The 12,655-nt window shown below is 37.8% G+C and carries 8 protein-coding genes and 1 pseudogene; all 9 read right to left on the bottom strand.

Annotation, left to right across the window (positions count from 1 at the left end):
* Nucleotides 1–3: 3 nt before the first annotated feature.
* A pseudogene (locus COCH_RS12680) lies at nucleotides 4–219 on the bottom strand (RHS repeat domain-containing protein); the annotation flags it as partial.
* On the bottom strand, nucleotides 207–737 hold the full coding sequence (locus tag COCH_RS00830; protein WP_012796942.1) for a DUF2247 family protein: 531 nt from the start codon (nucleotides 735–737) through the stop codon (nucleotides 207–209). The pseudogene COCH_RS12680 and the gene COCH_RS00830, both read right to left, overlap by 13 nt.
* A 23-nt stretch (nucleotides 738–760) precedes the next feature.
* Nucleotides 761–2,356, bottom strand: coding sequence for an RHS repeat-associated core domain-containing protein (locus tag COCH_RS00825; protein WP_223375688.1), 1,596 nt, complete (start codon nucleotides 2,354–2,356; stop codon nucleotides 761–763).
* Between the two features lie 33 nt (nucleotides 2,357–2,389).
* A complete protein-coding gene (locus tag COCH_RS00820; protein WP_041546603.1) occupies nucleotides 2,390–3,331 on the bottom strand; it encodes a hypothetical protein in 942 nt (313 codons plus the stop codon).
* A gap of 285 nt (nucleotides 3,332–3,616) precedes the next feature.
* Entirely contained in the window at nucleotides 3,617–4,144 is a 528-nt protein-coding gene (locus COCH_RS00815; RefSeq protein ID WP_012796941.1) for a hypothetical protein, read from the bottom strand.
* A 147-nt stretch (nucleotides 4,145–4,291) separates the two neighbouring features.
* Nucleotides 4,292–4,816, bottom strand: a complete 525-nt coding sequence (locus tag COCH_RS00810; RefSeq protein WP_012796940.1) for a hypothetical protein — start codon at nucleotides 4,814–4,816, stop codon at nucleotides 4,292–4,294.
* Between the two features lie 145 nt (nucleotides 4,817–4,961).
* Complete coding sequence (locus COCH_RS00805; RefSeq protein WP_012796939.1) at nucleotides 4,962–5,492, bottom strand: hypothetical protein; 531 nt, start codon at nucleotides 5,490–5,492, stop codon at nucleotides 4,962–4,964.
* A complete protein-coding gene (locus COCH_RS00800) occupies nucleotides 5,486–11,983 on the bottom strand; it encodes a polymorphic toxin type 23 domain-containing protein (protein ID WP_012796938.1) in 6,498 nt (2,165 codons plus the stop codon). Before COCH_RS00800 ends, COCH_RS00805 begins: the two co-directional genes overlap by 7 nt.
* Before the next feature lie 45 nt (nucleotides 11,984–12,028).
* Complete coding sequence (locus COCH_RS00795; protein ID WP_041546880.1) at nucleotides 12,029–12,475, bottom strand: T9SS type A sorting domain-containing protein; 447 nt, start codon at nucleotides 12,473–12,475, stop codon at nucleotides 12,029–12,031.
* Nucleotides 12,476–12,655 lie beyond the last annotated feature (180 nt).

Genomic DNA, 12,655 nt, shown 5'->3' with positions numbered 1-12,655 from the left:
TAGGTCTTGTACGTAGTTATCGGGTTGTAAGAAGCGGTGTAAGGCTGGGTCGTACAACCGTCCGTTCATATGTATAAATCCTACCGTTTGCAGGTGTTCGTGCCCTGTAAAACCTCGGTCTAATAGGGTGAGTTTGTCTAAAGCATTACCTGCGCCGTCTTCTACTTTTATGGGTTGTCCCCAAGGGTCAAAGTGTCTTTCAGCTATTATACCTTTTTCAGCTCTATAGTCTTACTCTCTATTAATTGCTTTGTAGAATTATCTATATATTCTATTAAGTCATCATACAAAACATCTATTCCCATCTTTTCTCCCTTTTTAGGTGGCATATAATATATGAAATTATGCCATTCGATAGGCCAGTCAAACTCTGAATGTATCATATCTACTTCATATAATTTAGATGTTTTATCTTTACCTAAAGCTACTATTTCTAATAATTTTTCCACAGCCCAAAATAAATAGTAATTCTTACTTACTTCTATTTGTCTTTCATAAAGATTGTCATCAATTTTTTTCCAAATCGGGTCAGGATATATCTTTCTTGTTAAGTTTAAAAGATTTTCATCTGAGAACTCAGATAACATATACATCTCAGTAAACATTTCCTCACTACATAGTATATAGCCATATTCACAATAAGATAGTACTTCTTCAGGAGTAAACCAATGTTTTTTTAATCCTACATATACAACTCTCCAGTCGTTTAATATAAAACCTTTGTCAAATAAAACCATAGTAAATTCTTTATTAATTATTTCTATTTCCACCAAGCACGAGGAGCTCCAACTCCTCCCCCTTTTTGATTATATATACCATTTATCACACCATTTTCTATAAAACGTTGATGAGTAATAACACCATCTCTAATTATTATTTCATAAACACCATCTACACCATATTTTTCTCCTAACATTTGTATTAATATTTCTTTACTACCATCTCCTCCTACAGAATTAAATATTTTTCCGTGATCTGCAACTATTTCAATAGTTTCTTTATTCCAATTATGATTCACATCAAGCCCTGTAACTTTTTTTATGTACTCGGCTCTATATTTTATTGGTTCTCCATTATCAGAAATAGCTTGCTTTATTTGATTTTTTGCTTCCTGCAAACTTAAACCATCTAAATTATTAGCTTCAAGATCAATATTTATGGGAGCTCCTTCTAAGGTTTGAACAGGTTGTTGTATTTCTCGTCCTGTCCAAATATTATGTCCTTTAGGAGTGGTAAGAGCTCCTGTGGCTCCACCTAATACGGCTCCACCTATAAAACCGGATAAAGCCCCCCAACTTGCACAGCTCCAAAACTTCCCATTCCCTCCGGGTAGTTGAGACATAAAGCCTCCGCTTATAAAACCTCCCACAAGTCCACTTGTCGCTCCTACTACAGCACCTCCTATAACTCCTCCGGTAATTCCATAGGCTACTAATCCTGCCACAGCTAACCCTCCTGCATAAGCCGCTACGCCCTCAGAAAGGCATCCTATTATACCTCCTCCTACTATTCCTCCCCAAGCTTCAACATTGTTAAAATCCCATTTAAAAGGTTTATAGGTACCATTGGCTTGTGAACCCCCTATATAAGCTCCTATTATAGCCCCTACTATGAGAGCTGTTATAATAAACTCCCCATTCTCATCCACATACACTAGCGGGTTATTCAAACAGTACCCATACCTATTAAAGTTCTGCGTGTTAAAAGGGTCTTGTACGTAGTTATCGGGTTGTAAGAAACGGTGTAGCGCTGGGTCGTACAAGCGTCCGTTCATATGGATAAGTTCTACTGTTTGCAGGTGTTCGTGCCCTGTAAAACCACGGTCTAACAGAGTGAGTTTGTCTAAGGTGTTACCTGCACCGTCTGCTACTTTTATGGGTTGTCCCCAAGCATCAAAGTGTCTGCACTCGGCTATATTACCATTCTCATCGGTGAGCATTACAATACTTCCCAAATAATCGCGGTGTAGGTAATAGAGTTTTGAGGTTTCTCCGTCCGAAATGAGTATCGCAGGGGCACTATAAGCATTACCTCCTAAGTAAAACACAAACTTGGTGCTGTTATCCGTTTTGTTACATACTATCTCTACACTACCGTCGTGGCTGTAGTGTTTTAGCATTGGGCGTTTGGCTTTCTCTACTTCAGCATTGCCATAATAGCAGTGTGAACGTTCGCCAAAGGCGTTATATTCATAGCTTATCCGTTCTTTGTCCTTTACATATATCTGCTCAGGAGCTTTGAAAGCGTTATACCTTACAGTGGGTAGTGGGTATTTTTCTAAATACTTCTCGCCTGCTTCATTAGTAGTGAGCTTTTGTTGTTGGTAGCTGTGTTGGGTGTATTCGTAGGTACCCATCGCGCTATTCTCTGTGATCCTTCCGCGTTCATCCTATTGGTGGGAGGCATTGCCCCAACGGGTGAGGCGGTCGGTGGTATCATACGCAAATTCTTCTTTTTCGTTGCTTGCGCTCAGTTTCCAGAGGGTTGCTCCGCTCGGTGTTTTCATTTCTATGAGTTCTCCATTCTCATAGCGGTATTGCACGGCACTGCTCACACGTTTGCCTGCCGTTTGGGCGGTGCTGGTTTCTTGTTGTACACGTCCAAAGCTGTCGTACGTGTAGTTTTTAGTAAATACCGCTTGGGGGTTGGTCTCGGTAGTTTGAACCAATTGTTTGAGTCCGTTATACTCATAGCGGTAACTGTCGTTATTGCCGTCTTTGTTTTGGTTGTCTATTTGGGTAAGCAGTTTGTCGGCGTTATAGGTATAGCGTATGCGCATATCGGTATACTCACCCGTAATATGTTTTTCACTCAGGCGGTCGGTACCTTGTGCATAGCTAAAGGTGGTCTTACCCTTAGGGGTAGTCTCTTCGGTGAGGTTGCCCCACGTGTCATATTGATAGGTGTAGCGCCCTGCTGAGGGGTCAGTGAGACTTGTTTTGCGTCCCCAGCCGTCTTGGGTTATCTTTTGTATGGCACCTCCATAGTCAGCTGTTTTTAGGCTACCGTTAGCAAAGTAGGTATAGCGCACGGTACCCCCTGTATCTTGGTGTTCTATAATGTTACCTTGTGCATCGCGGGTGCTTATCACTTGTTGCTGTCCGTCATCGGCAGTGGTTTTGAGCTTGTCATAAGTAAAGCGGGTAACTTTACCTTCGGAACTGGTGATAGTGGTAGGTCGTCCATATACATCGTATTCTCTCCTCTTCGCCTTTTGAGAAGCACCTCCTGGGTGAGGGGCACTCACGCTCATTAGTTGCCCTATACCGTCGTACTCGTAGCTAACCGCATAGTGGTTGTTAAAAGCATCGTTACTCTCTTTTTCTAACAACCAGCCTAAAGTATTATAACTCTCTTCACTGTAAGCACCTTCTTCGTTTTCGGTAATGGTTTTAAAAATACTTCCGTTAAATTCATAATGTTCGGTATGAGTCGTTATAAACGGTAAAAAACTATATCTTGGACTGTGTATCTTACTTTTCTAATATTAGTTCTCATAGTAAAATTTATCTGAGAGGCTTAACACTCTAAAGTGAGGTACGCCTCCCATTCTATCGTGAAAACCATTTTGTATAGGACCTCGTATATTGCGTTCACTGTTATAACCTATACGTTATTATCGTATATATACACTCGTGCTATCTGGCTTAGGACTAAATTTTTTAAATTTAAATTTTAAATTATGAAAAGACTCACTACCTTCTATACCTATAAATCGTTTCATTACAAAAGTTGAGTCATTAATAATTTCTCCATAGATATGATAGGTGTGTTTAAAACCTCTTCCTACAAAATTCTCCATCTCAAGAGATTTATTGTTAATAGTAAAAACACCTATGGAGTGAGGTTCACTACCCATTGTGGAAAGGAATTCTTCATTATGAAATAATTTTTCTTTTATTGACTGTAAAGTATCCTTACCTACACTAAAAAATGTAAGTATACTAACCCCATTTTGATAAAAAATACTAACCGCAATTGTTTTATCCCATATAGGTTCAGAATAATAATAACCATCTATTTTTAAATCTGTTCCTAAATAAGGTCTTCGTTGCATTCCTAAATCAGCAACCATTTTACTGCATCCTATCATTACTAATAATAGAATACAAAATACTACTAATATTGCTTTTTTTGCTACCATAATGTATAAGGATTTAATGAATACATACCATAGTAAAATTTATCTGAGAGGCTTAAAACTCTAAAGTGAGGGACTCCCATCCTATCGTGAAAACCATTTTATATAGGACCTCGTATATTGCGTTCACTGTTATAGCCTATACTGTATTTATGGTATGTACACGCTGGTACTATCTGGCTTAGGACTAAATTTTTTAAATTTAAATTTTAAATTATGAAAAGACTCACTACCTTCTATACCTATAAATCGTTTCATTACAAAAGTTGAGTCATTAATAATTTCATAATAAGATTTATATGTATGCCTAAAACCTCTTCCTATGAAATTCTCCATTTCAAGAGAGTGGCTATTAATACTAAAAACACCTATAGAATGTGGTTTACTTTTCATATCAGAAATGAAACTTTCATTAAGCAAAAAATCTCTTTCAGGAGACTGTCCCATTTCTAAAAAGACAAGCATACTCACTCCATTTCTATAAAACACAGCAACAGCAAAAGATTCTTTTTCTTTCCACATAGGTTCAGAATAATAATATCCATCTATTTTTAAATCTGTTCCCAAATAAGGTTTACGTTGCATATCTAATTCTGTCCGCCATACTTTACTGCACCCCAATATTACTAATAATAAGATACAAAATACTACTAATATTGCTTTTTTTGTTACCATAATGTATAAGGGTTTGATGAATAAATTCCGTAATAAAATCTATCAGAAAGACTTAAAACTCTAAAGTGAGGGACTCCCATCTTATCGTGAAAACCATTTTATATAGGATCTCGTATATTGTGTTCACTATTATACCTATACGGTATTATCGTATATATACACTCGTGCTATCTGGCTTAGGACTAAATTTTTTAAATTTAAATTTTAAATTATGAAAAGACTCACTACCTTCTATACCTATAAATCGTTTCATTACAAAAGTTGAGTCATTAATAATTTCTCCATAGATATGATAGGTGTGTTTAAAACCTCTTCCTATAAAATTTTCCATTTCAAGAGATTTATTATTAATCGTAAAAACACCTATACCATAGGGATCATTCTTTATTTTAGAGAGAACATCTTGATTATAAAGAAACTTTTTTTCAATAGATTGAAAAATATCTTGTTCTGCATATATAAAAACCAATATACTCACTCCATCTCTATAGAAAATTGTAACAGCTATAGTTTTATCCCATATAGGGCTATCAGAATAATAATAACCATCTATTTTTAAATCTGTTCCCAAATAAGGTTTACGTTGCATTCCTAAATCAGCAACGATTTTACTACATCCTATCATTACCAATGATAGAATACAAAATACTACTAATATTGTTTTTTTTGTTACCATAATGTATAAGGATTTGATGAATAAAATCCGTAATAAAATCTATCAGAAAGACTTAAAACTCTAAAGTGAGGGACTCCCATCCTATCGTGAAAACCATTTTGTATAGGACCTCGTATATTGCGTTCGCTGTTATAACCTATGCGGTACTGGTTATAGCCTATATAAATGACTCCCATACGATATTTATCTGCTGTACCTCCACCGTAAATATTCTCACTATCATAGCCTTCCGCCTTACCTGTAAAAATGTTTAGCCCCGCATTTAGTCCTTTTAGCTTACCTCCTGTGATATCAAATCGCAAAGCAGCAGTGCGGTATTTGTCTTTCTCGTAAGTACCTGGTGTAAAAAGTCCTGGTACAGGTGCCCAGGTATCGTTCTCATAGGTCAATCGCCAATTGCCTCCTCCCATATATATAGACCCTGTTTGCTGTGAAGTCTCTCCACTAAAGAAATAGGTAGAACCTATGCCTGCTTGAAAAGATTTACCTTTATAACCTATACCATATCCTATTCTTTTTTCCCAACCACTCTCACCTGTACCTATTGCACTTAGGTAATAAGTAGCTCCAAAATTCAGACCTATATTTAATCCAAAATTAGTTTGATAACCAAATGTTCCATTTACACCAACCCCTAATCCATCTGAACCTAAAACTAACTGTGGCGTTATGCTTATCCCAAAACCGCTCTGCCCTATGGGTATCATTGCCCCCACTAATTGTGATACATATCCATTAATAGCACCTATCGCAGCTCCTCCTAAAATATATCCCCAATTATCAGCATAATTCCATTTTATAGGATTAGCTTCTCCTTCATTAGCTATAGTTCCTCCTGTATAAGCTCCTATTAATGCCGCTACTCCAACTACCCACCAAACAATTTCTCCATTCTTATCTACATACACCAATGGGTTATTCAAACAATATCCATACCTATTAAAGTTTTGGGTGTTAAAAGGGTCTTGTACAAAGTTATCAGGTTGTAAGAAACGGTGTAAGGCTGGGTCGTACAACCGTCCGTTCATATGTATCAAGCCTACCGTTTGTAAATGTTCGTGCCCTGTATAGCCACGATCTAACAATATACCTTCCGCAGGGATAGTAGTTTTCCCTTCGGCATTCCAATAGTTCGTGATATTGCCCCAAGCATCAAAATGCCGTCTCTCTATTGCATTACCTGTGTTATCGGTGATAAGGGTAATACTACCCAAATAATCGCGATGCAAGTATAGGTATTTTTCACTGTCATCAGTAACTGAGAGCACTGCTGGAGCGCTATAGGCATCTCCGCCTAAGTAAATATAAAATTGTATTAGCCCTGTAGTGCGATCGTGTTTTACCTCAAAAGTGCCGTCGTGACTGTAGTGTTTAACATAACGGCGTTTTTGCTTTTCGGGGTCTGTACCTCCGTAGTACATTGTGGCTCTACTCTCAAAAGCATCATATTCAAAGCTTATCCGCTCTTTATCTTTTACATATATTTGCTCTGGAGCTTTAAAAACATTGTAGCGAATTGCAGGAAAAGGGTATTTTTCTAAATGGGTATCGCCTGCTTCATTAGTAATAAGCCTTTGTTGGCGGTAGTTACTACCTGCGTATTCATAACGACCTAATTGGTTGTTTTGTTCAATACGTCCTCTCAAGTCATACGTCTGCGCACCTTCTGTTCCTGTACCTTTCCACGAGGTAAGCTGTTGTTGCGCATCATAGCCAAAAGTCTCCTTAGCACCGTTAAAACTATAGGTACGTTCGTTCAGTAAACTTTTAGCTCTGTCAAATTGGTAAACCTTTGTTTCTAAGGTAATTTGCTCATTGCTTATGAGCTGACTTACGGGGTAATGAAAATCGTATTGGTAGGTTTCGGTAGTTTTTCCTTTTATCTGCCGTATAGGAGCTCCATACTCATTCACTTCTTGCAATTGCCACAATACTTCTCCTGAAGCTTTTTTCAGAGTAGTTGCTTCTCCATTTTGGTATTCATATAACAATTGAGTAGTGATGTGTTTACCATAGCCATCGGCTGTATAGGTCTCACGAGTGGTACGTCCAAAATCGTCATAAGCGTATTTTTGAATAAAAGTGAGGTTGCTACCTAATTTCTTTTCAGTAAGTTCACTCAGTTGTCTATTAGGGTTGTAATTGTAAGTGTAGAGTTCGTTATTACCATCCTTGTTTTGCAAACTGAGTTGAGTGAGCAGTTTGTCGTTATTGTAGGTATAAGCAAGGCGCATATCGGTATACTCACCTGTGATCTGTTTTTCCTTTACACGGTCGCTTTCTCCCTCGTAAGCGTAAATAGTACTACCTTTGGGGGTGGTTTCTTTGGTAAGCCTGCTCCAATCGTCATACTCATAAGTATAACGTCCCGCCGAAGGGTCGGTGAGGCTCGTTTTGCGTCCCCAACCATCTTGGGTAATGCGTTGTACAGAGCCCTCATATTGTGCCATCTTTAAGTTGCCATTACCAAAATAGCTATAGGTAATAGTACCTCCGGGGTCTTCTTGTTTTACCGTTTGCCCTGTTGCGTTTTGGGTAGTAATCACCGTCTTACTACCATCGTTTATAGTAGTAGTTAGCTTGTTGTAACTTATCTGGGTAGTTTTCCCTGTTGGGTGTTGTGTTTGGGTCACTCTGCCATAGCGGTCATAAGTGGTAACAATCCAATTTTCAGCCTTGTCTTCAAAGTGAGGCAAGCTCTCTCTTATTTTTCTTCCTTGGGCATCGTATTGGTAGCTTACCATTACATTTTGCCCAAAAGCATTTTTAGCTTTGCTATATTGCAAGAGTCCTAACCAACTGTATTTTTCTTCACTTTCGCTACCATCATCAGCACGTGTAGCTGTTGTATATCCTGAAGCATCAGTACTATAAGTAGTGTAAACACTTTTGCCGAGAAAGTCGGTAGCTTTGGTTGTTCGTCCCCAAGCGTCATAAGCATAACGAGTGGTTTGTCCAAAGTGATTGGTCTCTTGTAATAAGGTACCGTTGTAATCGTCGTATAGGTAAGTACTATCTTGTCCCTCAAAATCAGTGTGCTTTTTCAAGAAGCGTTTTGAGGCGTCATACTCCATTTGCTCTCGGCGTGTCTTGCCACTTTCGGTGGTTACCTCTTTTTGGGTGATATTACCTACTTCGTCATAAGTAAACTGCTCTGTTTTAAAACCTGTCTGATGTCCTTTTGCCTTATGGGTAGTAACTAAATTTCCTTGATAAGTATACTGTTCTTCAGTAGTAAAAGTATCACCATCTATAGTGTTAGAAGCCTTCTGCGAAGCCACCCTTCCTACTAAGTAAGGCGATTCACTTTTAGGGGCATAGGTCGTTTCTGCAGTACTTTTAGAGGCTCCTGCCATAGTTTCCACTCGTGTAGGTAGCCCATCTGTATTATAAGATATTTTTTGAGAGGAGGTTACCCCACTGAGTTTGTTATCAGTGTTTTTCTCGGTGAGTTGTATGCGGCAAATCTTGTTAGAGTTGGTAAGATTTTGGTACGTATAAGAAGTTTTTTTAAGATAATTAGTTGTCAAAAGCTCTTTGTTATATTTACGCACCATATAGTCAAATTCATATTCCTCAGTAGTAACCCCTCGCAATTGAGGATTGTTATAGGTGAATGTATAAAGAATCTCGTCTGACTCTTTCCCTTGAACATACCAATTAGTTCTGCCTACCGACTTAAAGCCTAAAAATCCTAAGCCCGTATAATGCGATACCCCTCCTACATATTTAAACTGTTGTTCAGCATCAGGTAGTCCTCCTCCATTACGTTCTAATTTGTTTACTAAAAATAGTGAAGGTTCATTTTTAAGATCAATATAAGGGAACTGTTCTCCACTTCCACCTTGATAAGTAAATATTTCATCTGCATTTAAATTGTTGTAATCGTAAGGAAATTTTTCAGTCATTGGTTGATAATATACCTTATGAGCTATGTTTTTCTGTAATACTGTCCCTAATAGCATATCCTTTCTGCTATTTTTCTCTGAGCGTATAACTTTGATTGTATTTCCTGATACAAGTGAAATATCCATAAATATGCCTCTCTCATCTGAGGGAGAAAATATATAATGAGGTATATATCCTGTATAAGGATAAGTATAAGTGTCGCCTTTACGAAATGCAAGTGTGCTCATCTGTATGTTTTCATACAGTTTGAGATAGCTTTCTTTCTTTTCCTCAGGAAATTCATCAGTAGAAACTCTATTAGAGTAAGTCTCTACAATATCGGTTTTACCATCATTATTAAGATCTATAGGAATTAAACTATGAGAATGCGTTACTTCATATTCAACCCATTTAGGATCTATCCATTTCCAAAAAGAAGTATTAGCCTTATCTATTTTACGTTGTTTATATGACTCTCTATAAGTAAACGGACAATCAATATCCGGCGAAGCTTCAAAGGAGTTTCCTGTATTTGTCAGTAGTACAAACTTGTTACTATCTTTTTCTTTTGGAAGTAAAAAGTCCATTTTACCGTCACCATTAAAATCGCCTGCAATAGGTTGCTTTGATAGTGATTTGATATAAGGGTGTGAATATTCCCATAGTAAGTGAGGTTTTAAATTCTCATCAAACTCATAAATATAAATTCTCCCTTCTGTAATGTGAATAAGATTCGTTTTACCATTACCTGTCACATCTAATGTATAAAGTAAATCGTTATGCTTATATTGGTTTAAGAGCGACCCTACTTCTTTTGTATAACTGTTTTTTTCTGCATTCGATTTTACCCAATATATCGAAAAACCTCCATCAATATATGTTCGACAATCACAAGCTTGTTCTGGATAGTAGGGATATTCATAAGAATTATAGTAATCATCTTCTTCTAACACATATTTTTCTTTTGGAGCACACTCATTACGTTCATAACTTTTTTCAACCGCAAGTATTTCTGTTAAACCATCTCCATCAAAATCACCTGAGAGTATTTTAATAGGTACCTGTTTTTTTTCTGGTACAAAAGTATGATAAAACCACATCCTGATAGGTATCCCCTTAGGTCTTCTTACTTTATTATCCTTTATCTTATCATAGCACCAAAAGGCATTTCTTTCATCATAAGTGGGTAAATTCCATTCTATATCATCACCCCATTTTTCTATTGGTGAAGCAGAACCTTTTACATAGGTACGAAACACTAATTTATCCTTTTTTTCATCTACTGTTATGAATCCTTCTGCTCCCGTAAATATATTTTTGTTTACACCTGTTAAAACTTTTGCAGAAAATAGTTGATTAAAAGGCGCTATTTGTTGTGGATAAAGCACAGGTTTTTGTCCCCATCCTTTTCTATAATCATCAAAAGCGCATACAGTGTTGTATGTGCCATTTCCACTGGTAGAATTATATAAAATTAAAATAAAATCCATCAACCTATCTCCATCAAAATCCAAAGGAACTGCTTTGGTATTCTCAAAAGAGATATATTGCATATTCTGTAATGTATAGGTGCTTATTTCTTCTTTAAATCCTGCTTTTGTTTGTAAATATGAAAAAGTGATAGGTGCTTTCTTCTCGTTATCCACCCATTCTTGTACTGTGAGCAATCGGTCATAAAATAAGGTTTCTTCTGGCTTTTCTTCTACTAAATAATCAAGGATATATTTCCTATATTCCTTTGCTCCTGAAGTTACTATAATTTTATCCAAGAGTGAGGTATCTTCAAATCGGATACCTCCCACATACGAAACTTCTGGTCGCCTACGGGGTCTATCATAGTAAAATTCTATTTTCTTATCTCCTGTAATATTACCCTGTTTGCCATAGGTAATGGCTTTTATGAAAAGCATATTCCCTCTGCGCTCATAAGTATAAGATATACGCACCCCTTGCGCATTCTCCCTGTAAGTTATAGCATACACTACAGGAGACCTACTGTCCTCTGTTTGCCCGTAATACGCTTTAGAGCCATCAGGGTACAATACTTCAAATCCCATAGTAGCACCCTCTGAGAGTTGTTTTATTTTTAAATCAGAAAAAACTTCTGTTTGATAAGTAGCTCCTGCTTTGCCATATACTCCTTCTTTCAGCATCAATCGCTGTCCGTCCAAAGCAAACTGGTCTGTTTCCGTAAGGTTTACTTCGGTAATCTTACCATTGTGATACATCGTGCTCCCTACTCGGCTTATCACCGAAAGCCCCGCTAAGTGCCAACCATAACCCGCAATGCCGTTACCACTCTGGCTGTTGTAAGTCAGTGCCAAGGTAGGGGCAACGCCCTTAATCCCTTGAGGTACCGCAATAGGCACGGTATACACTGCTGCACCCGTGCCTGATACACTCAGTTCACCCGTAGTCAAGCCCACAGTATTACCGCCACCATCTCGTGCTGCTATGTTCCCCGAAGGAAGTGCCGTTTCAGTAGGAGGGTCAACAGGCTCTGCATAAAATGAAGTGCGTTCAATAGCCTGCAAAGGGTAAGTCTCTTGAGCTACACTGCCAAGAGTATAACAAACAGATAGTAATAATAACAACTTTTTCATATGCTTAATCGTTTATAACTTAACATTAACCGTTAATCATTAATATTATTGTTTCACCACCTTAAACACCTTCCTACTGCCGTCAGAAAACGTAGCTACCAAAAAGTAATACCCCACCGACCAAGTAGATACATTGATGTGAAAAGGCTCATTCGCAGGAATTTGATCCGTCCTATACATCATCTTGCCGTCTACCGAAAACACAACAAGTTGCGTCAGCACTCCATTTTCACTGTGATGCCAATACACCGCCAAGTTATCAGTTACAGGGTTAGGGGCTCCTTGCAGAGTAATTTTAGAAGAATTATCAGTCTCTGAAGATTTCAAAGCCTCAGGCAGTTCGTCAAAGAGCTCCTCATCGGTAGCGTCGTCTTTGCCGTTGAGGCACAAAAGCGCACTGCGCTGGTTACCCGCGCTGTCGTACTGAAAACAGTACTCTTTTTGAGCATAGATACTAAGGGTACCTAAAAAGAAGATAAGATACTTTAGCATTGTCCAACAGGTTTTGGTTATATGACCGCAAAGGTCAGAACTATTTTTGAATAATACAAGTTTTTTTACGTTTTTTTTCACTTTACATTCTAATAGTAACGTTCCCCCTAATATATTAATCCTTTTGGCTATCTCACCCCCCGAGATTCTCAACATCTCTCCGAGCCTCTCCTAAAACCC

The organism is Capnocytophaga ochracea DSM 7271, from assembly GCF_000023285.1.
Lineage (GTDB): Bacteria > Bacteroidota > Bacteroidia > Flavobacteriales > Flavobacteriaceae > Capnocytophaga > Capnocytophaga ochracea.
The sequence above is the reverse complement of the archived record's forward strand: the minus strand, read 5'-3'. Positions and strand labels throughout refer to the sequence as shown.

What these genes read in the sequence shown, in the direction of transcription:
- COCH_RS00830 (WP_012796942.1), bottom strand. Translation starts at nt 737, where the DNA reads ATGGTTTTATTTGACAAAGGTTTTATATTAAACGACTGGAGAGTTGTA.
- COCH_RS00825 (WP_223375688.1), bottom strand. Translation starts at nt 2,356, where the DNA reads ATGGGTACCTACGAATACACCCAACACAGCTACCAACAACAAAAGCTC.
- COCH_RS00815 (WP_012796941.1), bottom strand. Translation starts at nt 4,144, where the DNA reads ATGGTAGCAAAAAAAGCAATATTAGTAGTATTTTGTATTCTATTATTA.
- COCH_RS00810 (WP_012796940.1), bottom strand. Translation starts at nt 4,816, where the DNA reads ATGGTAACAAAAAAAGCAATATTAGTAGTATTTTGTATCTTATTATTA.
- COCH_RS00805 (WP_012796939.1), bottom strand. Translation starts at nt 5,492, where the DNA reads ATGGTAACAAAAAAAACAATATTAGTAGTATTTTGTATTCTATCATTG.
- COCH_RS00800 (WP_012796938.1), bottom strand. Translation starts at nt 11,983, where the DNA reads ATGAAAAAGTTGTTATTATTACTATCTGTTTGTTATACTCTTGGCAGT.
- COCH_RS00795 (WP_041546880.1), bottom strand. Translation starts at nt 12,475, where the DNA reads ATGCTAAAGTATCTTATCTTCTTTTTAGGTACCCTTAGTATCTATGCT.